General features: G+C 62.2%; 26 protein-coding genes and 1 tRNA gene. 6 read left to right on the top strand and 21 right to left on the bottom strand.

Translation table 11 applies throughout. The features are described 5' to 3' along the window. Positions 1 to 11 precede the first annotated feature (11 nt). The 20 genes from E7813_RS04185 to E7813_RS04090 are packed head-to-tail and all read right to left on the bottom strand — an operon-like array spanning position 12 to position 18,698. Positions 12 to 1,682, bottom strand: a complete 1,671-nt coding sequence (locus E7813_RS04185; RefSeq protein WP_291571179.1) for a ribonuclease J — start codon at positions 1,680 to 1,682, stop codon at positions 12 to 14. After that, the gene (locus E7813_RS04180; protein ID WP_291571177.1) at positions 1,682 to 2,494 is read right to left on the bottom strand and encodes a biotin--[acetyl-CoA-carboxylase] ligase; all 813 of its coding nucleotides are present in this window, start codon (positions 2,492 to 2,494) and stop codon (positions 1,682 to 1,684) included. Before E7813_RS04180 ends, E7813_RS04185 begins: the two co-directional genes overlap by 1 nt. Further along, positions 2,495 to 3,931: an NADH-quinone oxidoreductase subunit NuoN gene (gene nuoN / locus E7813_RS04175; RefSeq protein ID WP_291571175.1), complete on the bottom strand. Its 1,437-nt coding sequence runs from the start codon at positions 3,929 to 3,931 to the stop codon at positions 2,495 to 2,497. A gap of 25 nt (positions 3,932 to 3,956) precedes the next feature. Then, complete coding sequence (locus E7813_RS04170) at positions 3,957 to 5,465, bottom strand: NADH-quinone oxidoreductase subunit M (RefSeq protein WP_291571173.1); 1,509 nt, start codon at positions 5,463 to 5,465, stop codon at positions 3,957 to 3,959. Next, a complete protein-coding gene (gene nuoL, locus E7813_RS04165; RefSeq protein ID WP_291571171.1) occupies positions 5,465 to 7,552 on the bottom strand; it encodes an NADH-quinone oxidoreductase subunit L in 2,088 nt (695 codons plus the stop codon). Before nuoL ends, E7813_RS04170 begins: the two co-directional genes overlap by 1 nt. 8 nt (positions 7,553 to 7,560) lie before the next feature. Then, a complete protein-coding gene (gene nuoK, locus E7813_RS04160; RefSeq protein ID WP_171581897.1) occupies positions 7,561 to 7,869 on the bottom strand; it encodes an NADH-quinone oxidoreductase subunit NuoK in 309 nt (102 codons plus the stop codon). Further along, on the bottom strand, positions 7,866 to 8,504 hold the full coding sequence (locus E7813_RS04155) for an NADH-quinone oxidoreductase subunit J (RefSeq protein WP_291571164.1): 639 nt from the start codon (positions 8,502 to 8,504) through the stop codon (positions 7,866 to 7,868). Before E7813_RS04155 ends, nuoK begins: the two co-directional genes overlap by 4 nt. A 9-nt stretch (positions 8,505 to 8,513) precedes the next feature. Beyond that, complete coding sequence (gene nuoI / locus E7813_RS04150) at positions 8,514 to 9,008, bottom strand: NADH-quinone oxidoreductase subunit NuoI (RefSeq protein ID WP_291571163.1); 495 nt, start codon at positions 9,006 to 9,008, stop codon at positions 8,514 to 8,516. A 7-nt stretch (positions 9,009 to 9,015) separates the two neighbouring features. Continuing rightward, positions 9,016 to 10,056, bottom strand: coding sequence for an NADH-quinone oxidoreductase subunit NuoH (nuoH, locus tag E7813_RS04145; protein WP_291571162.1), 1,041 nt, complete (start codon positions 10,054 to 10,056; stop codon positions 9,016 to 9,018). Positions 10,057 to 10,060: 4 nt separating this feature from the next. Beyond that, positions 10,061 to 12,136, bottom strand: coding sequence for an NADH-quinone oxidoreductase subunit NuoG (gene nuoG / locus E7813_RS04140; RefSeq protein WP_291571159.1), 2,076 nt, complete (start codon positions 12,134 to 12,136; stop codon positions 10,061 to 10,063). A gap of 5 nt (positions 12,137 to 12,141) precedes the next feature. Further along, positions 12,142 to 12,633: a hypothetical protein gene (locus E7813_RS04135; protein ID WP_291571158.1), complete on the bottom strand. Its 492-nt coding sequence runs from the start codon at positions 12,631 to 12,633 to the stop codon at positions 12,142 to 12,144. Between the two features lie 7 nt (positions 12,634 to 12,640). Further along, positions 12,641 to 12,766 (bottom strand): hypothetical protein, encoded by a 126-nt coding sequence (locus tag E7813_RS04130; protein ID WP_291571156.1) that lies wholly within the window; start codon positions 12,764 to 12,766, stop codon positions 12,641 to 12,643. A 22-nt stretch (positions 12,767 to 12,788) separates the two neighbouring features. Next, a complete protein-coding gene (gene nuoF, locus E7813_RS04125; protein ID WP_291571154.1) occupies positions 12,789 to 14,114 on the bottom strand; it encodes an NADH-quinone oxidoreductase subunit NuoF in 1,326 nt (441 codons plus the stop codon). Positions 14,115 to 14,127: 13 nt separating this feature from the next. Further along, a complete protein-coding gene (locus tag E7813_RS04120) occupies positions 14,128 to 14,343 on the bottom strand; it encodes a hypothetical protein (RefSeq protein WP_291571152.1) in 216 nt (71 codons plus the stop codon). Continuing rightward, the gene (gene nuoE / locus E7813_RS04115; protein WP_291571150.1) at positions 14,340 to 14,951 is read right to left on the bottom strand and encodes an NADH-quinone oxidoreductase subunit NuoE; all 612 of its coding nucleotides are present in this window, start codon (positions 14,949 to 14,951) and stop codon (positions 14,340 to 14,342) included. The genes E7813_RS04120 and nuoE overlap by 4 nt, the downstream gene beginning before the upstream one ends. A 14-nt stretch (positions 14,952 to 14,965) precedes the next feature. Next, positions 14,966 to 15,928 carry an FkbM family methyltransferase gene (locus tag E7813_RS04110; RefSeq protein WP_291571149.1) on the bottom strand — a complete coding sequence of 321 codons (963 nt, stop codon included), beginning with the start codon at positions 15,926 to 15,928 and terminating at the stop codon, positions 14,966 to 14,968. Next, positions 15,928 to 17,118, bottom strand: a complete 1,191-nt coding sequence (locus E7813_RS04105; RefSeq protein WP_291571147.1) for an NADH-quinone oxidoreductase subunit D — start codon at positions 17,116 to 17,118, stop codon at positions 15,928 to 15,930. The genes E7813_RS04110 and E7813_RS04105 overlap by 1 nt, the downstream gene beginning before the upstream one ends. Positions 17,119 to 17,120: 2 nt before the next feature. Then, complete coding sequence (locus E7813_RS04100) at positions 17,121 to 17,735, bottom strand: NADH-quinone oxidoreductase subunit C (RefSeq protein WP_291571145.1); 615 nt, start codon at positions 17,733 to 17,735, stop codon at positions 17,121 to 17,123. 10 nt (positions 17,736 to 17,745) lie between these two features. Further along, positions 17,746 to 18,342, bottom strand: coding sequence for an NADH-quinone oxidoreductase subunit B (locus tag E7813_RS04095; RefSeq protein ID WP_291571143.1), 597 nt, complete (start codon positions 18,340 to 18,342; stop codon positions 17,746 to 17,748). Next, positions 18,333 to 18,698, bottom strand: coding sequence for an NADH-quinone oxidoreductase subunit A (locus E7813_RS04090; protein WP_291571142.1), 366 nt, complete (start codon positions 18,696 to 18,698; stop codon positions 18,333 to 18,335). The genes E7813_RS04095 and E7813_RS04090 overlap by 10 nt, the downstream gene beginning before the upstream one ends. A gap of 302 nt (positions 18,699 to 19,000) precedes the next feature. Between E7813_RS04090 and E7813_RS04085 the strand changes: the two genes are divergently transcribed. The 4 genes from E7813_RS04085 (at position 19,001) to E7813_RS04070 (ending at position 22,233) form a co-directional block, all read left to right on the top strand. Further along, positions 19,001 to 20,191 carry an aromatic ring-hydroxylating dioxygenase subunit alpha gene (locus E7813_RS04085; protein ID WP_291571139.1) on the top strand — a complete coding sequence of 397 codons (1,191 nt, stop codon included), beginning with the start codon at positions 19,001 to 19,003 and terminating at the stop codon, positions 20,189 to 20,191. A gap of 36 nt (positions 20,192 to 20,227) precedes the next feature. Continuing rightward, positions 20,228 to 21,520: an MFS transporter gene (locus E7813_RS04080; protein WP_291571137.1), complete on the top strand. Its 1,293-nt coding sequence runs from the start codon at positions 20,228 to 20,230 to the stop codon at positions 21,518 to 21,520. Between the two features lie 104 nt (positions 21,521 to 21,624). After that, complete coding sequence (locus tag E7813_RS04075; RefSeq protein WP_291571135.1) at positions 21,625 to 21,819, top strand: hypothetical protein; 195 nt, start codon at positions 21,625 to 21,627, stop codon at positions 21,817 to 21,819. Positions 21,820 to 21,930: 111 nt separating this feature from the next. Further along, positions 21,931 to 22,233: a hypothetical protein gene (locus E7813_RS04070; protein WP_291571133.1), complete on the top strand. Its 303-nt coding sequence runs from the start codon at positions 21,931 to 21,933 to the stop codon at positions 22,231 to 22,233. A gap of 2 nt (positions 22,234 to 22,235) precedes the next feature. On the opposite strand, the gene E7813_RS04065 is transcribed toward E7813_RS04070, so the two are convergent. Continuing rightward, a tRNA-Asp gene (locus tag E7813_RS04065) sits at positions 22,236 to 22,312 on the bottom strand. Positions 22,313 to 22,537: 225 nt separating this feature from the next. Here E7813_RS04065 and E7813_RS04060 point away from each other — a divergent pair. Beyond that, positions 22,538 to 22,837, top strand: coding sequence for an HU family DNA-binding protein (locus tag E7813_RS04060; RefSeq protein WP_291571131.1), 300 nt, complete (start codon positions 22,538 to 22,540; stop codon positions 22,835 to 22,837). Between the two features lie 103 nt (positions 22,838 to 22,940). Further along, entirely contained in the window at positions 22,941 to 24,194 is a 1,254-nt protein-coding gene (gene pepT, locus E7813_RS04055; protein ID WP_291571129.1) for a peptidase T, read from the top strand. Positions 24,195 to 24,632: the final 438 nt, after the last annotated feature.

The raw sequence follows: 24,632 nt of genomic DNA, 5'->3' as shown, positions 1-24,632 counted from the left end.
CCTCCGAAGCTTCAGACCGCCAGGACGTGAACATAGCACAATGGCTTCTTGCCCCAGAGCTCGTTGATGGCAGCGCGCACCGCACGGCGTACCGACTCCGCCAGCGCGTCGGGATCGCGGCGCTTGGCGCGCGGCAGGCCTTCCACGGTCGAGACCACCACATCGAACACGATCTCGTCGATGATCTCTCCGGCGGTATTCTTCTCGGGGATACCGACCAGATCAACTTCCGGATCGTCGGCCAGCTCACCCTTTTCGGTCATCGCGATTGCCACAAAGGCGCAACCGGCAAAGGCCAGTTTGCGCCGCTCGACGACGGCGCGGGACCTGGAGTCCTCCAGGATCGAACCGTCCTTGAAGAGCCGCCCCGACGGCAATTCCTCGATGATGCCGGGATCACCCGGACCCAATTTGACCAGATCGCCATTGCGGCAGATCAAAACCTTCGGCACGCCCGCGGCCCGTGCCAGCTTGGCATGCTCGAACAGATGCAGCGCCTCGCCGTGCACGGGGATCAGCAGCTGCGGACGTACCCATGAGATCATGTCACGCAGTTCGTCGCGCCGCGGATGACCGGAGACATGGACCAGATGCGTACGATCGGTGATGACCTCGACGCCTTGCGTCACCAGGCCATTGATGATGGCGCCCACTGCCTTCTCGTTGCCGGGAATGGTGCGCGAGGAAAAGATCACGCAGTCACCCTTGTTGAGCGTCACCTGCGGATGATCGTCATTGGCGATGCGCGACAGCGCCGCGCGCGGCTCGCCCTGGCTGCCGGTGCACAGCGCCAGTACCTTGTCGGGCGGGAAACGGCCGTAGAGATCCGCACCGCGGAAGTTCTGCACGCCATCGAGATAACCGGTTTCACGCGCCACCTGTACCACACGCTCCATGGCGCGACCGACCACGACGACCTCGCGCCCAGCGGCCTTTGCGGCGTCCGCGACCGCGCGCAGCCGCGCGACGTTGGATGCGAACGTGGTCACGGCGACGCGGCCCTTGGCCGCCTTCACCAGTTCCGTGATAGTCCTGGCGACTTCGGCCTCCGATGGCGAGCGGCCTTCCCGCACCGCATTGGTGGAGTCGCCGACCAGCGCCAGCACGCCGGCATCGCCGAGTTCGCGCAACCGCCGCTCGTCCGTGGCCACGCCGATGATCGGCGTCGGATCGATCTTCCAGTCGCCGGTGTGCAGCACGGTGCCGGCCGGGGTGTGGATCGCCAAGGCATGGGATTCCGGAATCGAATGCGCCACCGGAATGAACTCGACATTGAACGGCCCGAGATCGATCCGCCCGCCCGAGGGCACCACCGTGACCGGGATCTTGGGCGGATTGCGCTCCGAGGCGCATTTGGCCTCGAACAATGCGGCGCTGAATTTGGTTGCATAGATCGGGCATTTGAGTTTCGGCCATAGATCGATGATGGCGCCGAAATGATCCTCGTGGGCATGCGTCAGCACCAGGGCGACCAGATTTTTGCGCTCTTTCTCGAGAAAGCGGATATCGGGCATGATGAGATCGATGCCCGGCAGATGTTCCTCGTCGCCGAAGGAAACGCCGAGGTCGACCGCAAGCCAGCTTCGCTGATGGCGGTTGCCGAGCCCGTAGATCGACAGGTTCATGCCGATCTCGCCAACGCCGCCAAGCGGCGCAAAGGTCAGTTCATCCGGCCGCGCCATCATGCCGCCCCCGCCGATGCCGCCGAGCCGAAATAGACGTCGCCCGCCGAGATCGGTACCCGCCTGCCCTCCGGCGTCCGGACGATCAGGCAGCCGCTCTCGTCGATGGTATCGAACGTGCCCGCGATGGTGGCCGCGCCAAGCTGGATCGTCACGGGCCGTCCTAGTCCGGCCGCCCGCTCCAGCCAAAGCCGCCGGATTTCGGCAAAGCCGCGTCCGTTGTCCCAGATGCCGCGGAATTCGGCCCAGCTATCCGACAGCACGGCGAATAGGTCCTCGGCACCGACATCGACCCCCAGCGCCGCCAGCGAGGTCGCCGGATACGGCGTGCCTTCCGGCGCGGCGACGACATTGGTACCGATGCCGACCACGACCGCCAGTCGATTGTCGGCCACCGCTTCGGCCTCCAGCAGGATACCGGCGAGCTTCTTTGGTCCGGCCAGCACGTCATTGGGCCATTTCAGCGAAAACTTCATCTGTTCCGATCCCGCCGACCGCAGCGATGCTTCGACGCTGACTTTTTTCAAAGCCGCTTCCAGTGCGAGTCCCGCCGCGAAACCCAGCGTCGCCGCCATTGCAGGTGAAGTATCGATCACTTCGAGGATGCTGCTGGCGAGGTTGCCACGCGGCGCGATCCAAGCGCGATTTCGCCGCGCGCGCCCCGCCGTCTGCTCGGACGTCACAAACCACAGCGGACCGCGTTCGCCCGCGCGCGCGCGCGAGAGCGCTTCGGCGCTGGTCGACCCTATGTGATCGAAGGCAGCGAGCCGGTAACCCGCTGAGGCGGCTCGGGTACCGAGCGAAAATGCCATCTAAAAAAGCGACTTCGCCGCAGCCGTTGCGACGCTGACCAGCGGCCCCGGATAGACGAAGAAAAAGATGTTGAAGAGACCCGCGACCGCCAGCACCGCGCGCAATTCGACCCGCATCGGGTCGAGCTCAGCCAGCGGCTCGTCGAAATACATCACCTTGATGATGGTGAGATAATAAAATGCGCCGACCACGCTGGCGAGCACGCCGACCACGGCCAGCGTGAACAGGCCCGCCTTGATGGCAGCGACGAACACATACCATTTGGCGAAAAAGCCCGCGAGCGGCGGAATGCCAGCCAGCGAAAACAAAAGCATGGCAAAGAAGAACGCCAGCAACGGGTTGGTACGCGACAACCCGGCGAAGTCGCTAATGTTCTCGACGTGCTGGCCACCCCGTTTCATGGTCAGGATCACGGCGAAGGAGCCCAGCGTCATCGCCACGTAGATCGATATATAGACCAGCACGCCCTGTGCGCCCTCGGCGGTGCCGGCGGCGAGGCCCACAAGTGCAAAACCCATGTGGCCGATCGAGGAATAGGCCATCAGTCGCTTGATGTTCTTCTGGCCGATGGCGGCGAACGACCCCAGCACCATCGAGGCGATTGCGACGAACACCACGATCTGCTGCCATTGCGAGACGATGCCCGGAAATGCGGTGAGCGTCACGCGGGTGAACACCGCAAGCGCCGCCACCTTGGGTGCCGAGGCAAAGAACGCCGTCACCGGCGTCGGTGCTCCCTCATAGACGTCGGGCGTCCACATATGGAACGGCACCGCCGAAACCTTGAAGCAGAGCCCCGCCAACAGGAACACCAGGCCGAACACGATACCGATGCTGCCGGTTTTCGCCGCTGCGGCAATGCCGGTGAAGCTGACGGTGCCGGTGAAGCCATAGACCAGCGAAGCGCCATACAGCAGCATGCCCGAGGACAGCGCGCCCAGCACAAAATACTTCAGGCCGGCTTCGGTCGATTTCGCGTTGTCGCGATTGCTGGCTGCGACGACGTACAGCGCGAGCGACATCAATTCGAGTCCGAGATAGAGCATGATGAGGTCGCCGGCCGAAATCAGCACCATCATGCCGAGCGTCGAGAGCAGCACCAGGATGGCGTATTCGAAGATGCGCCTGCCGGGATCGGCCAGGAATTCCGTCGAAAGGATCAGCGTCGCCGCCGAGCCGACCAGCGCCAGGATTTTCAGGAAACGTGCGAAATCATCGACGATGAAGCTACCGCCGAAGGTCGTCAGTTTTCCGGCCGGCAGCAACAGTTCCAGCGCCCCGGTTGCCACCAGCAGGCACACCGCAAGGCCGGTGACGAGGCCCGTGGTCTGCGGGCCCCGATAGGCCCCGATCATCAGCAGCACCATGGCGCCGGCGGCGAGCACCAGCTCCGGCAGCACCGGCAGCAACTGATAACCTGCACTCTCAAAGCTCATGGCGCGTTGTCCTGACCTGCTGCTTTCACTGCAGCAGCGCGGCTGCCTTGATGGCAGTCACCGCTTGGCTGTAATTGGTAACGAGTTGCTGCACCGAGGCCGCCGACATGTCGAGCACCGGCTTCGGATAAAATCCAAACAGGATGGTGAGAGCCACCAGCGGCATCAGCGTCAGGCTCTCGCGGAAGGTCAGATCCTTGATGCTCGCCAGCGACGGCCTTACCAGCGCGCCGAATATTACCTTGCGATAGAGCCAGAGCGCGTAGGCGGCGGAAAGGATCACGCCCAGCGTGGCGAAGGCGGCGGTGGGGATCGAGACCTTGAAGGTGCCGATCAGCGTCATGAACTCGCCGACGAAGCCGGAGGTGCCGGGCAAGCCGACATTGGCCATGGTGAAGACCATGAACACCAGGGCATAGAGCGGCATGCGGTTGACCAATCCGCCATAGGCGGTGATCTCGCGGGTATGCATGCGGTCGTAGACGATGCCGACGCAGAGGAACAGCGCACCGGAGACGATGCCGTGCGAGATCATCTGGAATACGCCGCCGGCGACGCCCTGGGTCGTGCCGGCAAAGATTCCCATGGTGACGAATCCCATATGCGCCACCGACGAATAAGCGATCAGTTTCTTGATGTCTTCCTGCATCAAGGCCACCAGCGAAGTGTAGATGATGGCAATAATCGAGAGCGAGAAGATCAGCGGCGCAAAATGATGCGAGGCAAGGGGAAACATCGGCAGCGAGAACCGCAGGAACCCGTAGCCGCCCATCTTTAGCAGGATGGCGGCCAGGATCACCGAACCTGCGGTTGGCGCCTCGACATGCGCATCCGGCAACCAGGTGTGAACCGGCCACATCGGCATCTTCACCGCGAAGGAGGCAAAGAACGCCAGCCACGCCCAGGTCTGGAGGCTGCGTGGCACCGCCGTATGCATCAGGGTCGGAATGTCGGTGGTGCCGGCGTTCCAGAACAGCGCCATGATCGCCAGCAGCATCAGCACCGAGCCGAGCAGCGTGTAGAGGAAGAACTTGAAGGAGGCGTAGACCCGGCGCGGGCCGCCCCATACCCCGATGATCAGGAACATCGGGATCAGACCGCCTTCGAAGAACAGATAGAACAGCACGAGGTCGAGCGCGCAGAAGGTGCCGACCATCAGCGTTTCCAACAGAAGAAACGCCATCATGTATTCGCGCACCCGCATCGTCACCGATTTCCAGCTCGCGACGATGCAGAACGGCATCAACGCGGTGGTCAGGATCACGAACGGCAGCGAAATGCCGTCGACGCCCATGTGATAACTGATGCCGCTGGAAAGCCACTGCATCTTCTCGACGAACTGGAAATCCGGCTGGGTCGAATCGAACCGCGCCACCAGGATCAGCGAAACCACAAAGGTGATCAGCGTGGTCCACAGCGCGATCCAGCGCGAATTGCGCCGTGCGGCTTCGTCGTCGCCGCGGCTGATATAGATCAGGAGCGCCCCGACCACCGGCAGGAAGGTCACAACGGAGAGAATCGGCCAGGTTGTCATCACTGGCCTCCCGCGCCAAACATGAACCAGGTGATCAATCCGGCAACCCCGATCAGCATCGCGAAGGCGTAGTGGTAGAGATAGCCGGTCTGCAGCTTCACCACGTTGCGGGTCACCTCAAGCACACGGGCCGAAACGCCATCGGGACCGAGGCCGTCGATGATATAGCCGTCGCCGACCTTCCACAGGAAGCGGCCCAGCCATTTGGCGGGGCGCACGAAGATCAGGTCGTAGAGTTCGTCGAAGTACCACTTGTTGAGCAGGAACTGGTAGAGCATCGGCTGCTGGTTGGCGAGTTCGACCGGCAGGTATGGCCGGCGGATATAGAAGACGTAGGACACCAGGAAGCCCAACGCCATCATCGCCGTTGGCAACAACTTCATCGTCTCCGGGATGTTTTCCATGTCCTCGATGATGTGCGGATTCATCTTCAGCGACTCGCGGAAGAATTCCTCGACATTGTGGCCCGCGAACAATTCCTTGAACGGAAAGCCCGCAAGGATCGATCCGGCGGCGAGGATGCCGATCGGGATCAGCATCCACAGCGGGCTTTCATGCGCCGCTTCGTAATGCTCGATATCATGCGGTTCGCCAAAGAAGGTCTTGAAGATCAGGCGCCACGAATAGAACGCGGTCAGTCCGGCGGCGGCGACGGTCAGGATGAAGGCGTAGACCGCGAACGGGTTATGCGACGCGTAGGCCGATTCGATGATCGCATCCTTGGAGAAGTAACCCGCGAACAATGGAAAGCCGGTCAGCGCCAGCGTGCCGATGGTCATCACAATGAACGTGAAGGGAATGCGGTCCTTCAACCCGCCCATGTTGCGGATGTCCTGCTCGTGGTGCATCGCGTAGATCACCGAACCCGAACCCAGGAACAACAGCGCCTTGAAGAAAGCGTGGGTGAACAGGTGGAACATCCCGACGGAATAGGCGCCCGCCCCCATCGCCACGAACATGTAGCCGAGCTGCGAACAGGTCGAATAGGCCACGATGCGCTTGATGTCGTTCTGCACGAGGCCGACGGTGGCGGCAAAGAACGCGGTGGTGGCGCCGAAGAACATCACCACGGCCTGCGCATTCGGCGCGAGTTCAAACAGCGGCGACAGCCGCGCCACCATGAAAACGCCGGCGGTGACCATGGTCGCGGCATGGATCAACGCCGAAACCGGCGTCGGGCCTTCCATGGCGTCCGGCAACCAGGTGTGCAGCAGGAACTGGGCCGATTTACCCATCGCACCCATGAACAACAACACGCATGTCAGCGTCAGGGCGTCGGCGTGCCAGCCGAAGAAATCGATGGTCTTGCCGGTCAGGCCCGGCGCACCCGCAAAGATGGTCTCGAAATCGGTCGAACCGATCAGCATGAAGATCGCGAAGATGCCGAGTGCAAACCCGAAATCGCCGACGCGATTGACGACGAAGGCCTTGATCGCGGCAGCATTGGCCGACGGTTTCTGGTACCAGAATCCGATCAGCAGATAGCTCGCGAGCCCGACGCCTTCCCAGCCGAAAAACAGCTGCACCAGGTTGTCCGCCGTCACCAGCATCAGCATCGCGAAGGTGAACAGCGACAGATAGCTGAAGAATCGCGGCCGGTACGGATCCTCGTCCATGTAACCGATCGAATACAGGTGCACCAGCGATGACACGGTGTTGACGACCACCAGCATCACGGCGGTCAGCGTGTCGACCCGCAGCGACCACGAGACCTGCAGATCGCCTGACGTGATCCAGGGAAACAGCGCGATCCGCGCGTCGTGGTGCATGAAACCGACATCGACCAGCGCAAACCACGACAACCCCGCCGAAATCAGCAACAGCCCTGTCGTGATCAATTCGGCGGCGCGCGAACCCGCCGCTGCCGGCTCGACGGCGTGATCGTGATCGTCATGCCCGTCGGATTCGTCGTGGGACGCATGGATGACGCCTGCGTCCTCGGTAATCGAAGGCTCGCCGTGACCATGCGCGTCGTCATGATATTCGACGGTGTCGCCGCTCGGATTGCGCGCATGCGCGCCAACGATCGAGATCAGGCCCGCGATGAGCGCGCCGATCAGCGGCAGAAAGACGATTGTCTGAATCATTTGCCGCGCTAGCCCTTCATCAGATTGACGTCTTCAACCGCGATCGAACCGCGGTTGCGGAAGTACACGACCAGCACCGCCAGACCGATCGCCGCTTCGGCTGCGGCCACCGTCAGCACCAGCAACGCAAACACCTGGCCGACGATGTCGCCGAGGAACGTCGAGAACGCGACCAGATTGATATTGACCGCCAGCAAAATCAGCTCGATCGACATCAGGATAACGATGATGTTCTTGCGGTTGAGAAAGATGCCGAGAATGCCGAGCGTGAACAGGATCGCGCCGACCGCCAGGTAATGTCCGAGGCCGATCGTCATTGCACCCACTCCGGCGCGTCGGCGTCCTGCAGGCCCTGCCCCGAGGCCACCTTGCGCACGCTCATCGCAAGTTCCGGCGTCCGCGCGTTCTGCACATTGATGTCCTGCCGCTTTACGCTGACCTTGTGGCGCAGCGTCAGCACGATGGCGCCGATCATCGCGACCAGCAGCACCATGCCGGCGATCTGGAAGTAGTGAATATATTTGGTGTAGAGCACGAGACCGAGCGCCTGGGTGTTGCTGACGTTGGTCGGGATCGCCGCAGTGATGGATTTCGTGACCGCCGGATTGATGACCCAGCCGCCGACGACGAGCAGCAGTTCGAACAGGAATAGTGCGCCGATCACCAGACCGATCGGCAGGTATTGGCTGAAGCCTTCGCGCAGTTCGGTGAAATCGACGTCGAGCATCATGATCACGAACAGGAACAGCACCGCGACCGCGCCGACATAGACCACCACCAGGATCATCGCCAGGAATTCGGCGCCCATCAGAATGAATAGGCCGGCGGCGCTGACGAATGCCAGGATCAAAAACAGCACGGAATGCACGGGATTGCGCGACACAATCACCATCACCGCCGAGGCCACGCAGACGCCGGCGAACAGATAGAAGAACAACGCCGGAAGGATCATACCCTCACCTCACCGGTACGGCGCGTCGAGTTCGATTGATTTCGCAAGCTCGCGCTCCCAGCGGTCGCCGTTGGCGAGAAGTTTCGCCTTGTCATAATAGAGTTCCTCGCGGGTCTCGGTCGCGAATTCGAAATTCGGTCCCTCGACGATGGCGTCGACCGGACAGGCTTCCTGGCACAGCCCGCAATAGATGCATTTCACCATGTCGATGTCGTAGCGCACGGTACGGCGGGTGCCGTCATTGCGGCGCGGGCCGGCCTCGATGGTGATGGCCTGCGCCGGGCAGATCGCCTCGCACAGCTTGCAGGCGATGCAGCGCTCCTCGCCGTTGGGATAGCGGCGCAGCGCATGCTCGCCGCGGAAACGCGGCGAGATCGGCCCCTTCTCGAACGGATAATTCAGCGTCGGCTTCGGCTTGAAGAAATAGCGCATGGCGAGAAAGAACGCCCATACGAATTCGGACAGCAGCAGCGACCGGGCGGTGGCGTTGACATTGACACTCATGGCGACCTCATTTCGGCGCGAGCCCCGCAAATTGCAGCACGGCGGCAACGATCACCACCATCGCCAGCGATAACGGCAGGAACACCTTCCAGCCGAGCCGCATCAACTGGTCGTAGCGGTAGCGCGGCACGATCGCCTTTGCCATTGCAAACAGGAAGAACATGAAAAATACCTTGAGCACGAACCAGATCACTCCGGGCACCCAGGTAAACGGCGGATAGGGAACCGGCGGCAGCCAGCCGCCGAGGAACAGGATCGAGGCCAGCGCGCACATCGTGGTGATCGCGACATATTCGCCGAGCATGAACAACAGATACGGCGTCGAGCCGTATTCGACCATGAAGCCCGCGACCAGTTCGGATTCGGCTTCCACCAGGTCGAACGGTGGACGGTTGGTCTCGGCCAGCGCCGAGACGTAGAACACCACGAACATCGGGAACAGCGGCAGCCAGTACCAGCCGAGCAATCCCCATTTCGAGTTCTGCGCCTCGACCACCGCCGACAGGTTCAGCGAGCCGGCGCAAAGCAGGACCGTGATGATGACAAAGCCGATCGAGACCTCGTAACTCACCATCTGGGCCGCCGATCGAAGCGCGGCGAGGAATGGGTATTTCGAGTTCGACGACCAGCCGGCCATGATGATGCCGTAGATCGACAGCGACGAGATCGCAAAGATGTAGAGCACGCCGACATTGATGTCGGAGATCACCCAGCCCAAATTCATCGGGATCACGGCCCAGGCCGCCAGCGCCAGCACGCAGCTCACCAGCGGGGCCAGCAGGAACACGCCCTTGTTGGCGCCGGAGGGAATGATCGGCTCCTTCAGCACGAACTTCAGGAGGTCGGCGAAGGACTGGAACAGGCCCCACGGTCCGACCACGTTGGGTCCGCGCCGGATCTGCACCGCCGCCCAGATCTTGCGGTCGGCCAAAAGGATGTAGGCGATCGCGATCAGGAGCACGACGAGCAGCAAGAGGCTCTGCGCGACCATGACGATCAGCGGCCAGAGGAAGCCGGTCCAGAATGCGCTTGCGAAGAACTCAGCCATCAGCTCACTCCGCCGCCGTCAACATTTGACCGGAGGCCAGGCGCGAGCATTCCGCCATGATCGCCGACGCGCGCGCGATCGGATTGGTCAGGTAAAAATCCTCGATCGCTGCTTTGAACGGCGCCTTCTCGACGCTGCCGCCCTTCGCCGCGAGGGTCTTGATATCGGCGGCATTGCCGGCTTCGATCTGGTCGACGCGCATCAGATGCGGCGCCGCCTTGAAGATCGCCTGCCGCAACGCGCCGAGGGAATCGTAAGGCAGCTTCTTGCCGAGAACGTCCGACAACGCGCGGATGACCGCCCAATCTTCGCGCGCGTCCCCCGGGGGAAACGCGGCGCGGTTGGCCATCTGCACCCGGCCTTCGGTGTTGACGTAGAGACCCTGCTTTTCGGTGTAGGCAGCACCCGGCAGGATCACGTCGGCGCGATGCGCTCCGCGATCGCCGTGGGTGCCGATGTAGACCACGAAGGTGCCGTCCGGCACCTTGATCTCATCGGCGCCGAGCAGGAACAGCACGTCGAGCGTGCCGAACGTCGTCATCTCGGCTGCACTCAAGCCGCTGGCATTGGCCGCAAATCCGATATCGAGCGCGCCGACGCGCGACGCGGCGTTGTGCAGAACGCCGAAACCGTTCCAGCCATCCTTGAGTGCACCGAAATCGACGGCCAGTTTCGCCGCGAGCGCGAACACCGCAGCGCCATCATGCCGCGAAGCCACGCCGGCGCCGACCAGCGCCAGCGGTTTGTTGGCCCCCTTCAGCACATCCGCGAAGGAATGCTTGCCTGCTGCGAGATCGCCGAGAGAATCGGTGCCCGCGCCGAGATAGTCGTAGTCGTAGGTAAGGTCGGTTTTGGCGCCGATCACACCGATCTTGAGCGCACCGCTGCGCCAGCGCTTGCGGATGCGGGCGTTGAGCACCGCGGCTTCCTTGCGCGGGTTCGAGCCGACGATCAGCAACGCATCGGCCTGATCGATGCCGGCGATGCCGGGGTTGAAAATGTAGGATGCGCGGCCGGCCTTCGGATCAAAGCCGTCACTGCCCTGGGTCGCAAGATTGACCGAGCCGCATTTCGCCAGCAGGTCCTTGAGCGCGAACATCTCTTCGACCGCGGCAAGATCGCCGGCGATGGCGCCGATCCGCTTGCCGTCGATACGGCCGGCTTTGGCCGCGATGGCCGCGAACGCTTCCGACCAGGACGCGGCGCGAAGCTGGCCGTTCTCCCGGATATAGGGCCGGTCGAGCCGCTGGGTACGCAGGCCATCGACGACATGCCGGGTTTTGTCGGAAATCCACTCCTCGTTCACAGCCTCATTGACGCGCGGCAGGATCCGCATCACCTCGCGGCCGCGGGTATCGATTCGAATGGCCGAGCCGACGGCGTCCATGACGTCGATCGACTGGGTTTTGTCGAGTTCCCAGGGCCGTGCCGCGAACGCATAGGGTTTGGAGGTCAGCGCGCCGACCGGACAGATGTCGACGAGATTGCCCTGCAATTCGGAAGTCAGCGCCGTCTCCAGATAAGTCGTAATCTCCATGTCCTCGCCGCGCCCCGTAGCGCCCATTTCCGGCACGCCGCATACTTCGGCGGCGAAGCGGACGCAGCGCGTGCACTGGATGCAGCGGTTCATCGAGGTCTTGACCAGCGCGCCGAGATATTTGTCTTCGACCGCGCGCTTGTTCTCGGCAAAGCGGCTGGTATCGACGCCGTAGCCCATCGCCTGGTCCTGCAGGTCGCACTCGCCGCCCTGATCGCAGATCGGGCAATCCAGGGGATGATTGATCAGCAGAAATTCCATCACGCCTTCGCGCGCCTTCTTCACCATCGGCGAGCGGGTCGAGATTTCCGGGGGCTCGCCCTTGGGACCGGGACGGCAATCGCGGACGCCCCAGGCACAGCTTGCGACCGGCTTCGGTCCGCCCTTCACTTCGACCAGGCACATCCGGCAATTGCCGGCGATCGACAGCCGCTCGTGGTAGCAAAAACGCGGAATTTCCGCGCCCGCGGCCTCGCACGCCTGCAGCAGCGTGTATTCGGCGGGAACATCGATTTCTTTGCCATCGACGATGAGTTTGGTCATTGCCTTCAGGTCTTTCCGAGCTTGCAGTCGGGTGGTGTGACGCCGGCGGTTTTCATGGACGCCTTCACCCATTGCTGGGTGTCGGTGTTGTAGGTCGATAGATAGGCCGGTCCCGCCTGGTTCTTCTCGCACAGGAACGGCAGATGCGGCTTCAGGTCGTAATCGCAGGACGCGATCCATTCGCGGCGATCGGCGAAAGCCGCGGTCGCCTCCTCGCAGGCGTACAGGAAATAGGAGACGAAGCTTTCGTATTGAACCTGCTCGTCGCGGCTGCTGGCCTTGATCGTATCGTAATCGGGTGCCGAGAATTTCGGGTTCTTGAAGGCGAGATCGGTATAGCCGAGAAATGCCTGTCGCGCGCTGACCGCGCGATTGTTGGTGCGGATTTCGTTGATCTGAAACAGGATCGCCACAAAACCGAGCAGCGCCACGGCCGCTTGCGCCATCTGCGCCAGCGTCCCGTATTTCTGCCACCAGAAAATGCTTGGTTGCGACATCAACATCTCACGATGAGCGAAGGGTCAGATAGGCCAGCAGCGTAACCGCGATCACAATTCCCGCGATCATGTCGAGGCGAACCCAGATCCTGAATAAGCCCAGCAACCGGTCCATGCGATTCGATGCCATCATTCTCATCTCCTCTGCCAAGCCCCTACTCCGCCGCGACCATGTGCGCGGGATCGAGAATGCCGGCATCGTCGACATCGGCCTTGCGTGAATATTCGTCGATGCGCGCTTCGATCTCGTGACGGAAATGCGCGATCAGGCCCTGGATCGGCCACGCGGCGGCATCGCCCAGCGCGCAGATGGTGTGGCCCTCAACCTGCGTGGTGACCTCAAGCAGCATGTCGATCTCGCGCTTGTGGGCGCGGCCCTCCGCCATCCGCGTCAGCACCCGCCACATCCATCCCGTACCCTCACGGCATGGCGTGCACTGACCGCAGCTCTCATGCTTGTAGAAATAGGAAATCCGCGCGATCGCCCGGATCAGGTCGGTCGATTTGTCCATCACGATGACGGCGGCGGTGCCGAGACCGGAGCGCAATTTGCCCAGGCTGTCGAAATCCATCGGCGTGTCGATGATCAGTTCGGCCGGCACCATGCGTACCGACGAGCCGCCGGGGATCACCGCCTTCAGATTATCCCAGCCGCCGCGGACGCCGCCGCAATGGCGCTCGATCAGTTCCCGGAACGGAAGCCCCATGGCTTCCTCGACATTGCAGGGACGTTCGACATGGCCGGAAATGCAAAACAGCTTGGTGCCGACATTGTTGGGACGGCCGATGCCGGCAAACCACGCCGCACCCCGCCGCAGGATATCCGGTGCCACCGCGATCGACTCGACATTGTTGACGGTGGTGGGGCAACCGTAGAGACCGACATTGGCCGGGAATGGCGGCTTTAGCCGCGGCATGCCCTTCTTGCCCTCAAGGCTTTCCAGAAGTGCGGTCTCTTCGCCGCAGATATAGGCGCCGGCGCCGTGCGTGACGTAAAGGTCGAACGGGAAGCCGTTGACGTTGTCCTTGCCGATCAGCTTCGCTTCATAGGCCTGGGCGACCGCGGCTTCCAGGTGCTCGCGCTCCCGGATGAATTCGCCACGCACATAGATGTAGCAGACGTGCGCGCCCATCGCGAAGCTCGCGATCAGGCAGCCCTCGACCAGAAGATGCGGGTCGTGCCGCATGATCTCGCGGTCCTTGCAGGTGCCGGGCTCGGACTCATCGGCATTGACCACGAGATAGCTCGGCCTGCCGTCTTTCGATTCCTTCGGCATGAACGACCATTTCATGCCGGTCGGAAACCCCGCCCCGCCGCGCCCGCGGAGGCCGGAGGCCTTCATCTCGTTGATGATCCAGTCGCGGCCCTTGTCGATGATCGCCTTGGTGCCGTCCCAGGCGCCGCGGCGGCGCGCGCCTTCAAGGCCCCAGTCGTCGAGGCCGTAGAGATTGCGGAAGATGCGGTCCTTGTCGTCGAGCATGAGCTTCCTCGGATCAGCGATTGGACTGCATATAGGCAAGCCCGGCGGCGCATCCGCCGAGGGTCATCGCCCATAGCAGGCTTGTATCCAGCGATGCATTCAGCGCGTAGCGCTGCAGCAGGAAAAAGAATGCACCGGCCACCACGGCGTGCAGACCAATGTAGCGCCAACGTTCCATCGGTCCGGCACTCCAAGGCGCGGCCGCCTGCGATGCGCGGTCGTGCGTCATGTTTTTTCCTTCAGCGTGGTCGACCCGCCCACGGGTGCCGAGAACTGGCGGCCATTCTGCGGGCCCGGCTTCGGTAGATTGCCGGAGGCAAAGCCGTCCAGCACCTTGCCGAAGCTCTCCTTGCTCAGATCCTCGTAGGTATCCTTCCCGATCAGCACCATCGGCGCGTTGACGCAGGCGCCGAGGCATTCGACTTCCTCCCAACTGAAATTGCCGTCCTTGGACAGATGGAAGGGATCATGGTGGATCCGGCTCCGGCACACTTCGATGAGATCGCCGGCGCCGCGCAACCGGCACGGTGTGGTGCCGCATACTTGCACATGGGCTTTCTTGCCGACCGGTTGCAACTGGAACATGGTGTAGAAGGTCGCGATCTCCAGCGCGCGGATGTAGGGCATCTTCAGAAGGTCGGCGACGGCGCGGATCGCTGCTTCCGAAACCCAGCCGTCGTGCTGCTCCTGCACCCGCCACAGGATCGGTATCACCGCGGACGCCTGGCGTCCTTCCGGGAATTTGGCGATCTGTTCTTTGGCCCAGGCAAGGTTTTCCGCCGTGAACGTGAAGTTCGCGGGTTGTAGTTCCTTCGGTGCCAGACGGCGGACAGACATGGTTTCTCAGACTCTCATTGCATGCGACGCGACGCATTCGCGTTCAGCACGCGAATCCGGTCTTGCCAGAACGCACTTGCGGTACCGAATACGTTGTAACCGACGTGAGACGAAACCTTGATGCGGTCGAGGATGGAAAGCTCGGTGACGGTTTCGAGCCGATGGCTGCGCGGATCGTACACGATCAGCTTAAGCGGGGTGTGCTCGAGAATATAACGCGATACCGTATGGTTGGGATCGTTGCCGTGTTCCTCGCACAACAACACGCTGTCGCCCTGCAGCAGCCGCGCGCCGCCCTTGATGGCTTCGATCTCGACGCCCTCGACATCGAGCTTGATCAGGTATTTCCCACCGACCGAAATCTTGCCGTCGTCCAGCAAATTGTCGAGTGCTATGACCGGCACATCCTCGCCGCCGTCCCGCGCGCCCCCGGCGATGCTGAACGCCTCATGTTTGGTGCCCGACAGCCGCGCGGTGCCCCTGCTGGCGCCGATCGCACACTTCATGACCTCGAAGCGGCCGCCGTTGATCCGGGCGTTATTCGTCAGTATGGCGAAATTCTGCGACGACGGCTCGATCGCGATCGCCTTGTGGGAGCCATAGGGCGCGCTCGAGATCAGCACCGACCAGTAGCCGAAATTGGCGCCGCAATCGATCAGCGTGTAGTCGACGTCGGCGGAGTCCTGAAACAACAGTTCGAGTTCGTTTTCGTAGCAAAAGGAGCGGTTGAGCAATTTGCTCCAGTAACCGTCGCCATAGGGAAACTCGAACGTGGCGTCGGGATTGAGCTTGATCGCGATATCGCGCTCGGGCAGCGTCTTGCGCAGGAGATTGGCGCAACCATTGTAGCCACGATGCGAAAACGCGGACGCCACCTTTGAGCCCGACGCCAAAGCAAGGGCCGCCAACCGCTCCCAGGCATTAGCGCCCTCGAGCACGCCAGTCGCACGGTCAAACTGGATGGGCGGCATTGCCATCACCGATCGACCTCTCCGAACACGATATCGAGCGAGCCCAGAATGGCGGAGACGTCGGCCAGCAGGTGTCCCCGACAGATAAAATCCATCGCCTGCAGGTGCGCAAAGCCAGGCGCGCGGATCTTGCATTTGTAGGGCTTGTTGCTGCCGTCGGCGACGAGGTAGACGCCGAACTCGCCTTTCGGCGCCTCGACCGCGGCATAGACTTCGCCAGCCGGCACATGAAAGCCTTCGGTGTAGAGCTTGAAGTGGTGGATTAGCGCTTCCATCGAGCGCTTCATCTCGCCGCGGCGCGGCGGAAAGATCTTGTTGTCCTCGACCGCCACCGGCCCCTGTCCGTCGGCGGCGCGCAATTTCTCGATGCACTGCTTCATGATGCGCACCGACTGGCGCATTTCTTCCATCCGGATGCAGTAGCGATCGTAGCAATCGCCGTTCTTGCCGACGGGAATATCGAAATCCATCTCGGCGTAGCATTCGTAAGGTTGCGCCTTGCGCAAATCCCACGCGGCACCCGAACCGCGCACCATCACGCCGGAGAAACCCCATTCCCAGGCCTGCGCCAGCGTTACCACCCCGATATCGACATTGCGCTGCTTGAAGATGCGGTTGCCGGTGAGCAGCCGTTCGAGATCGGCGACGACTTGCAGGAACGGGTCGCACCAGGCCTCGATATCGTCGATCAGTTTCGGCGGAAGGTCCTGATGCACGCCGCCGATCCGGAAATAGGCCGCATGCATCCGGCTGCCGGAGGCGCGCTCGTAAAACACCATCAGCTTTTCGCGCTCTTCAAACCCCCACAGCGGCGGGGTCAGCGCGCCCACATCCATCGCCTGCGTGGTGACGTTGAGCAGATGCGACAGGATGCGGCCGATCTCGCAGTACAAGACCCGGATCAATTGCCCGCGGCGTGGCACCGCAATTCCGAGCAGCTTTTCCGCCGCGAGACAAAACGCATGCTCCTGGTTCATCGGCGCAACATAGTCGAGCCGGTCGAAATACGGGATCGCCTGCAGATATGTCTTATGCTCGATCAGCTTTTCAGTGCCGCGATGAAGCAGACCGATATGCGGATCGACCCGCGCAACCACTTCGCCGTCAAGCTCCAGCACAAGGCGCAGCACGCCATGCGCGGCCGGATGCTGCGGCCCAAAGTTGATGGTAAAGTTGCGGAGTGCTGCTTCGGCCATGATCAGACTTTCGGTCTCGCCTTCTCATCGCCGGGCAAGACCGGATAGTCCGCGCCTTCCCATGGCGAGAGGAAGTCGAACTTGCGGAATTCCTGATTGAGCCGGACGGGTTCGTAGATCACCCGCTTCTCCTGGTCGTCGTAACGCACCTCCACAAAGCCGGTGAGCGGAAAATCCTTGCGCAGCGGATGACCGTCGAAGCCATAGTCGGTCAACAGACGCCGCATGTCCGGATGACCGGTGAAAATCACGCCGTAGAGATCGTAGCACTCGCGCTCGAACCAGTCCGCGCCAGGAAACACCTCGATGATCGATGGCACTTGCGTGGTCTCGTCGGCTTCGGCGCGCAGACGGATGCGTGCGTTGAGCGTCGGCGACAGCAAATGATAAATCACGTCGAAGCGCTTCTCGCGGCCGGGATAATCTACCGCCGTCACGTCGATGAAGCTGATGAAGCGGCAACCGGGATCGTCGCGCAGGAACTTGACGACGTCGACGATCTTGTCGGCCTGCACCGACAGGTTCAGCTGGTTGAAAGCAACCGAATGACCGGTCGCTGCACCCGCAAGCGAGCTAACAATCGTCTGACCCAGGGTATCGAGTCTGCCGTCGTCCATTCCAAAAACCTTAGCGTTCGATGGTTCCGGTGCGCCGGATCTTCTTCTGCAGCAGCATCACGCCGTAGAGCAGCGCTTCCGCCGTCGGTGGACAGCCGGGCACGTAGATGTCGATGGGCACGATGCGGTCGCAGCCGCGCACCACCGAATACGAGTAGTGATAGTAGCCGCCGCCATTGGCGCACGACCCCATCGAGATCACGTAGCGCGGCTCCGGCATCTGGTCGTAGACCTTGCGCAGCGCCGGGGCCATTTTGTTGGTCAGCGTGCCCGCCACGATCATCACGTCGGACTGGCGCGGGGAGGCGCGCGGGGCAAAACCGAAGCGCTCGGCATCATAACGCGGCATCGACATCTGCATCATCTCGACCGCGCAACAGGCGAGACCGAACGTCATCCACATCAGCGAGCCCGTGCGCGCCCAAGTGATGAGATCGTCGGCCGCGGCGACGAAGAAGCCCTTGTCGGACAGTTCGTGATTGACCTCGAGAAAGTATGGATCAGTGGAGCCGACCGGTTTGCCGGTCGAGGGATCGAGAATGCCGGTCGCGGCGGGGGCCACCGACGGTGCAAACCCGGGCGTGGCGGCGGTGGGGCTCAATCCCATTCGAGCGCGCCTTTCTTCCATTCATAGGCAAAGCCGACGGTGAGGACGGCGAGGAAAACCATCATCGACCAGAACCCGGTCGCCCCCAGCTTCCCGAACGCCACCGCCCAGGGAAACAGGAACGCCACTTCGAGGTCGAAGATGATGAAGAGGATCGCCACCAGATAGAAGCGGACGTCGAACTTCATACGGGCGTCGTCAAAAGCGTTGAATCCGCATTCATAGGCGGAAAGCTTTTCCGGATCGGGCTGCTGGAAAGCGACGATGAAGGGAGCAATCAGCAGGACCATACCAATCGCCGCCGCGACCCCGATGAACACCACAAGCGGGAGATAATTCTGCAAGATGCCGGTCATCGGCGATGCCTTTAATCCCCGCGGTTTCTGGCATCCGCGGATTCGTTACATTGGAATTGTTCTGAGGCTTAGCGCAGCGCAACAAGGGGCGCAAGACAAGCTATTTTGACGGCCTCCGTTGACCCCAAAGAAGGCTGCCGCCATCCCCCACGCAACGGTTTCGCCGCGGTCGGGGCAACGTGGGCACTTTTTCAGCCCTCGGGGATGACGGGCTGCGGGATTGACCGCTCCCGGCCCAAAGTTCACTTTGCCGGGACCAGAAAAACAGCAGCCGACAAGGGCTGTGGATGGAGGATGCGGCGATGAATATCACCCAGCGGGATCGCGATCTCGGGACCGCGTACGCCATGAAGCCATCCACCACCCGGACGGAACTGACCGCGGTCGGACGCGGCACGCCGATGGGCGAACTGCTCCGGCGTTACTGGCACCCGGTCGGTCTCGTCGGGGATGCCACCGACATCCCCCGCAAGGTTCGTGCGCTCGGCGAGGATTTGATCCTGTTCCGCGACCGGCACGGCCGCGTCGGCCTGCTGCATGCGCGCTGCTGCCATCGCGGCACCACGCTGTATTACGGCAAGGTTGAGGAGGACGGCATCCGTTGCTGCTACCACGGCTGGAAATTCGATACCGAAGGCCAATGCCTCGAACAGCCCTGCGAACCCGACGGCGGCCAGTTCAGGGACAAGGTGCGCCAGCCCTGGTACCCGGTCCAGGAACTCTACGGGCTGATCTTCACCTATATGGGGCCGGCAGAGAAAAAGCCGGTGCTGCCGCGCTACGAAGTGCTGGAAAAGATGGACGATGGCGAATTCGTCGAGGCCGACGACAGTTCGATCGGCGGCGGTGGACCGGCCGTCATTCCCTGCAACTGGCTGCAGCATTTCGAGAACGTGGTCGATCCCTACCACGTCCCGGTGCTGCACGGCTCGTTCAGCGGCCCGCAATTTACCAACATGATGGCCTCGATGCCGGAGGTGAAATTCGAGATGTCACCCCGCGGCGTCACGGTACGCTCGATCCGTAACCAGGACGACGGCAAGATTTTCTACCGGGTAACCGAAGCCGCCCTCCCCACCTTGCGGGTGGTTCCCAATCCGAGGGTCGCGCAATTCGCCCGCGTCGAGTCGATCGGCTGGACACTGCCGATCGACGACACTTCTTTCCGTATCTACGTCGCCGGCCGGGTCAAGCAGCGCGGCGATATCGGGCGGATGCGTTCGAAGTTCAACGGCAAGTTCTGGTGGGACATGACCGAACAGGAACACCAGCAATTCCCCGGCGACTACGAGGCCCAGGTTGGCCAGGGTCCGGTGACCCAGCATTCCGAGGAGCATTTCGGCCAGAGCGACCGCGGTATTCTGATGATCCGGCGGATGCTCGGCGATCAGCTCGACGCCATGGCCGCCGGAGCCGATCCAATCGGCGTCTCATTCGACCAAAACGCGCCGCCGGTCGAATTCGAGGCCGGAAACTACATTCGCGAGCCGTGACGTCAGGACGATCACGAATAAACTCAGGGGGAAACCATGGTCGACTTCGCGCCACCAGCGGCTGTACAGATCGATGCCGCTGCAAGGCCATCGGCGCGGCGATACTACGTGCTGGCGTTGTTGACCATCGTCTACGCGCTGAATTTTCTCGACCGCACCATCTTCAACGTGCTGATCGAGCCGATCAAACAGGAGTTCACGCTCAGCGACACCACCATGGGGCTGCTCGCGGGCTTCGGCTTTGTGCTGTTTTATTCGCTGCTCGGCATCCCTATCGCGCGGATTGCCGACCGGCTCAACCGGCGCAACATCGTCGCCATCGCATTGGCGTTCTGGAGCGCGATGACGTTCTTCTGCGGTATGGCGCAGAGCGTAGCCACGCTGGCGCTGGCGCGGATCGGCGTTGGCATCGGCGAATCCGCCGGAACCCCGGCGTCGCAATCGCTGGTCGCCGATCTCTTCGACAAGAACGAGCGCCCGCGCGCACTCGGCGTCTACGCCATCGGCACTTATCTCGGGGTGTTCCTCGGCTATTTCATCGGCGGCTGGGTCAACCAGCACTATGGCTGGCGCATGGCCTTCTTCTCGGCCGGCCTGCCCGGCCTGGGGCTGGCTGCGGTGCTGTGGCTGACGGTGTCGGAGCCCAGGCGCGGCGCCATGGCGGAGACCTTCGCGCCTGAACCGCTCGGACCGACGCTTGGCTTCCTCGCCTCGCAAAAGACTTTTGTCATCGTGCTGATCGGCTTTTGCCTGACCACCTATACCAATTACGCCACCGCGGCGTGGATCCCGCCGTTTCTGGCGCGCGTGCATCATCTGAGCAGCGCCGAAATCGGAACCTATGCCGGCACCTTCAAGGGCCTGTTCGGGATGGCGGGCACGCTGGTCGGGGGTCTGGTGGTGGCGCAGATCAGCCGCCGCGACGACCGCTGGAAATTATGGGCGCCGGCGATCACCTCCGGCCTCGCCGGGCCGGTGTTTGCCGTGTGTATGCTGACGCCTGACTTCACGACCATGGTCGCGGCGCTGGCGCTGACCTCGTTCCTGGTCGGCTTTCATCTCGGGCCGATCTTTGCGATCGCGCAGACCGTCGCCCGGCCCAGCATGCGGGCGCTGGCGTCCGCGATCATTCTGCTGACCGCGACCTGCTTCGGCCAGGGCGTTGGCCCCCTCGCGGTCGGTATGATCAACGACGCGCTGAAAAACGACTATGGCGCCAATGCCGTGCGCTATTCGTTGCTGTCGGCGGCGGTCACGACCACGCTCGGCGCGCTGCTGTTCGTGTGGGCGGCGGTATCCATTCGCGGCGATATCAAGCGGGCGGCATAATCCCCGGACGAAACCGTTTTGGGGAACCCGTGAAACCGTCCTGAAACATGGGCGGCGTAAGCCTCTGCCAACACAGGGCGCCGAAAGGCGCCAAGGGGGCTCAGATGAACCACTCTATCCACTCGGCGGACCGCACCACCCACCTGAAGATCGTGGTTTTGGCGCTCGTGGCCGGCATCGCGGTGGCGGGTTTTGGCATCTCCACCCGCACCAGTCCGGATTACAGCCAGACCGCTCACGTCATCAAGGCCGGCAAGCCGATCGCGTTGACCAGTTCGGATACCTCGGTCATCCGCTAGAACCATCAGATATTTTTCCCGCTCTGAATGCGGCCGCCTCCGGGCGGCCTTTTTCGTCGTGCTATGAGAATGCACCCTCGCACCGCTCGCATTTATGAGGGAGGGACCGTCATGCGCCGGATACTTTTGGGAAGTCTGGTATTTGCCGCGCTCACCGCCGGTGGCAGCGCCGTCGCGGTTGAGGCGGGGTCGGCTCCGGGCGCCGACAAGGCGACTGCCGTCCCATCTACCAAACACACCGCGACCACCAAGCCCAGGAAGCGGCCGATGCCGCTTTCGGCGCCCATTGGAACCACGCCGACCACCCAGCTGCCGCTCGGACCGGCGGACCATGCGGCGCCGCCGCCGTCGACCGAACACTCGTGGACCGGGGTCTATGTGGGTGGCGGGGGCGGTATCGGCGCCGGCAAATAGACTGGCGCGAGAGACGGGACTCGAACCCGCGGCCTCCGCCGTGACAGGGCGGCGCTCTAACCAACTGAGCTACTCCCGCGGATGCCGTAACCTGACAGGTGCCGCGCAGGAATGAGGGTTAAAGGCGCGCCCCTTCTTAGTCAAGGTTGTTGCGAATCCCCTTGCCAGTAAGGCCTTTTCGCGACGCCGATGCAAATAATAGGCTGTTTGCAGGCAAAACAGCGTAGTCAGTCGCCCCCCGAATCGTTTAAGGCCTGCTACGTCTTTGTTTCCTTGAAGCCATCAACAACCAGGAGGGCCAAATATGGCGAAGAAAGCGGCTACCGCGACCACCGTCACGCTCAAGCATCTCGCAGCCGGCCTGTCGGAAGCGCACGAATTGTCCAAGAAGAGCGCCGAGGCGATCCTGACCGATCTGGTCGGCCGCATCACCAAGCACCTGAAGAAGGGCGAACGCATCCGCATCGTCGGGCTCGGCATCCTCCAGGTTCGCAAGCGCGCCGCCCGCATGGGCCGCAATCCCGCCACCGGCGAAGCCATCCAGATCAAGGCCAGCAAGAAGGTCGCCTTCCGCGCGGCCAAGGAGCTGAAGGAAGCCGTCTGAGGACGCGCCTGCATTTTACGTTGCGTCATTCCGGAACGATTTGCGCGGCCATCCGGAGTGACGCCTTGCCGTTTAGCTTTCCTGCTTCATCGCGGTTTTGACTGTGAGTTCACCCCCGAGGTTCACGCATGGTGTGACCGAGCGCTTTCTGCGCTACGTGGTGATCGATACCCAGTCGGACCCGGTCTCCCCCACCTCCCCGTCCACCGAAAAGCAAAAGAACCTCGGCCGCGTGCTCGCGGACGAGCTGCGGGCGATCGGAATCCATGACGCCCATCTCGACGAATACGGCTACGTCTACGCCACCATACCCGCAAATACCGACAAGCGCGTACCGGTGATCTGCTTCTGCTCGCACATGGACACCTCGCCCGATGTCACCGGCCAGGACGTCAAGCCGCAAATCGTGCGGAACTATCGCGGCGGCGACATCGTGCTGCCGGCCGACCCCACCCAGATCATCCGCGCCGCCGAACACCCCGCGCTGCGGGATCAGATCGGCAACGACATCATCACCACCGACGGCACCACGCTGCTCGGCGCCGACAACAAGGCGGGGGTTGCCGAGATCATGGATGCCGCGCATTTCCTGGTTCATCACCCCGAGATCAGGCACGGCGCCATCAAGATCCTGTTCACGCCGGATGAAGAGATCGGACGCGGCGTCGACAAGGCCGACCTGAAAAAGCTCGGCGCCGATTTCGCCTACACCGTGGACGGCGAATCCGCTGGCTCCATCGAGGACGAAACCTTCTCCGCCGACGGCGCTGTCATCACCATCGAAGGCGTCAGCACTCATCCCGGTTACGCCAAGGGCAAGATGGAGCACGCCATCAAGATCGCGGCCGCCATCGTCGACCGACTGCCGAAAGACACCTGCTCGCCCGAAACCACCGAGGGCAAGCAAGGCTTCCTGCATCCGATCGGCATCTCTGGCGCGCTGGAGAAGGCCACGCTCGGTTTCATCGTGCGCGATTTCACCGAACAGGGCTTGAAGGAAAAGGAGGCGTTGCTGGAAAGCATCGTCAAGCAGGTGATGAAGGATTTTCCGCGCTCGAGCTATCGGCTGGAGATCAAGCCGCAATACCGCAACATGAAAGAAGTGATCGACCGTCACCCGCAAGTCATCGACAACGCGATGGAAGCGATCCGCCGCGCCGGCCTCAACCCCGTAAAATCCTCGATCCGCGGCGGCACCGACGGCTCGCGGCTGTCGTTCATGGGACTGCCCTGCCCCAATATTTTCGCCGGCGAGCACGCGTTCCATTCGCGGCTGGAATGGGTGAGCGTGCAGGACATGGAGAAGGCGATGCAGACTATCGTGCATCTCGCCATGATCTGGGAAGAGCGGGCGTAAGGTACTCGCTCTCACCGTCGTTCCTGCGGAAGCAAGAACCCATGCGCCGTGCCGTTTGTTGCGAGACACGCTGTTCGACGAGTTTTGTATAACCCAACTTCCTGTGGTTATGGGTTCCTGCGTTCGCCGCGAGTGATGCATGGTGCTGCTCCAAATGAAGCCGTCATGCTCCGCGAAGGCGGGGCATCCAGTACGCCGCGGCTTTTCGATTCCATATCAGCGTCTCTGGAATACTGGATCATCCGCCTTCGCGGATGATGACAACTGCAGACACGGCTTCGCTATCTCGCCGCGTGTTTCACGCGAGTTTTGCTGTTAACGTCCCGCCCAATGAAATCAGAGGGCGCAGGGAATGCCGGGCGCCCAATGCGCCCGCAGCCTGGCAGGGCAGAAAAACAAGCCATGCCAGCAAAGTCACCACGGTCACACCGGAAATCA

It is taken from the genome of Bradyrhizobium sp., from assembly GCF_004799405.1.
Classification (GTDB): domain Bacteria; phylum Pseudomonadota; class Alphaproteobacteria; order Rhizobiales; family Xanthobacteraceae; genus Bradyrhizobium.
The sequence above is the reverse complement of the archived record's forward strand: the minus strand, read 5'-3'. Positions and strand labels throughout refer to the sequence as shown.

Coding starts and splice junctions, on each gene's coding strand:
- E7813_RS04180 (WP_291571177.1), bottom strand. CDS start 2,494: ATGGCATTTTCGCTCGGTACCCGAGCCGCCTCAGCGGGTTACCGGCTC.
- E7813_RS04135 (WP_291571158.1), bottom strand. CDS start 12,633: ATGTCGCAACCAAGCATTTTCTGGTGGCAGAAATACGGGACGCTGGCG.
- E7813_RS04170 (WP_291571173.1), bottom strand. CDS start 5,465: ATGACAACCTGGCCGATTCTCTCCGTTGTGACCTTCCTGCCGGTGGTC.
- nuoN (WP_291571175.1), bottom strand. CDS start 3,931: ATGAGCTTTGAGAGTGCAGGTTATCAGTTGCTGCCGGTGCTGCCGGAG.
- nuoK (WP_171581897.1), bottom strand. CDS start 7,869: ATGACGATCGGCCTCGGACATTACCTGGCGGTCGGCGCGATCCTGTTC.
- E7813_RS04110 (WP_291571149.1), bottom strand. CDS start 15,928: ATGGCAATGCCGCCCATCCAGTTTGACCGTGCGACTGGCGTGCTCGAG.
- nuoG (WP_291571159.1), bottom strand. CDS start 12,136: ATGACCAAACTCATCGTCGATGGCAAAGAAATCGATGTTCCCGCCGAA.
- E7813_RS04085 (WP_291571139.1), top strand. CDS start 19,001: ATGAATATCACCCAGCGGGATCGCGATCTCGGGACCGCGTACGCCATG.
- E7813_RS04080 (WP_291571137.1), top strand. CDS start 20,228: ATGGTCGACTTCGCGCCACCAGCGGCTGTACAGATCGATGCCGCTGCA.
- nuoE (WP_291571150.1), bottom strand. CDS start 14,951: ATGTCTGTCCGCCGTCTGGCACCGAAGGAACTACAACCCGCGAACTTC.
- nuoI (WP_291571163.1), bottom strand. CDS start 9,008: ATGAGTGTCAATGTCAACGCCACCGCCCGGTCGCTGCTGCTGTCCGAA.
- nuoL (WP_291571171.1), bottom strand. CDS start 7,552: ATGATTCAGACAATCGTCTTTCTGCCGCTGATCGGCGCGCTCATCGCG.
- E7813_RS04070 (WP_291571133.1), top strand. CDS start 21,931: ATGCGCCGGATACTTTTGGGAAGTCTGGTATTTGCCGCGCTCACCGCC.
- E7813_RS04155 (WP_291571164.1), bottom strand. CDS start 8,504: ATGATCCTTCCGGCGTTGTTCTTCTATCTGTTCGCCGGCGTCTGCGTG.
- E7813_RS04130 (WP_291571156.1), bottom strand. CDS start 12,766: ATGATGGCATCGAATCGCATGGACCGGTTGCTGGGCTTATTCAGGATC.
- E7813_RS04060 (WP_291571131.1), top strand. CDS start 22,538: ATGGCGAAGAAAGCGGCTACCGCGACCACCGTCACGCTCAAGCATCTC.
- E7813_RS04090 (WP_291571142.1), bottom strand. CDS start 18,698: ATGACCGGCATCTTGCAGAATTATCTCCCGCTTGTGGTGTTCATCGGG.
- nuoH (WP_291571162.1), bottom strand. CDS start 10,056: ATGGCTGAGTTCTTCGCAAGCGCATTCTGGACCGGCTTCCTCTGGCCG.
- E7813_RS04075 (WP_291571135.1), top strand. CDS start 21,625: ATGAACCACTCTATCCACTCGGCGGACCGCACCACCCACCTGAAGATC.
- E7813_RS04120 (WP_291571152.1), bottom strand. CDS start 14,343: ATGACGCACGACCGCGCATCGCAGGCGGCCGCGCCTTGGAGTGCCGGA.
- E7813_RS04095 (WP_291571143.1), bottom strand. CDS start 18,342: ATGGGATTGAGCCCCACCGCCGCCACGCCCGGGTTTGCACCGTCGGTG.
- E7813_RS04105 (WP_291571147.1), bottom strand. CDS start 17,118: ATGGCCGAAGCAGCACTCCGCAACTTTACCATCAACTTTGGGCCGCAG.
- nuoF (WP_291571154.1), bottom strand. CDS start 14,114: ATGCTCGACGACAAGGACCGCATCTTCCGCAATCTCTACGGCCTCGAC.
- E7813_RS04100 (WP_291571145.1), bottom strand. CDS start 17,735: ATGGACGACGGCAGACTCGATACCCTGGGTCAGACGATTGTTAGCTCG.
- E7813_RS04185 (WP_291571179.1), bottom strand. CDS start 1,682: ATGGCGCGGCCGGATGAACTGACCTTTGCGCCGCTTGGCGGCGTTGGC.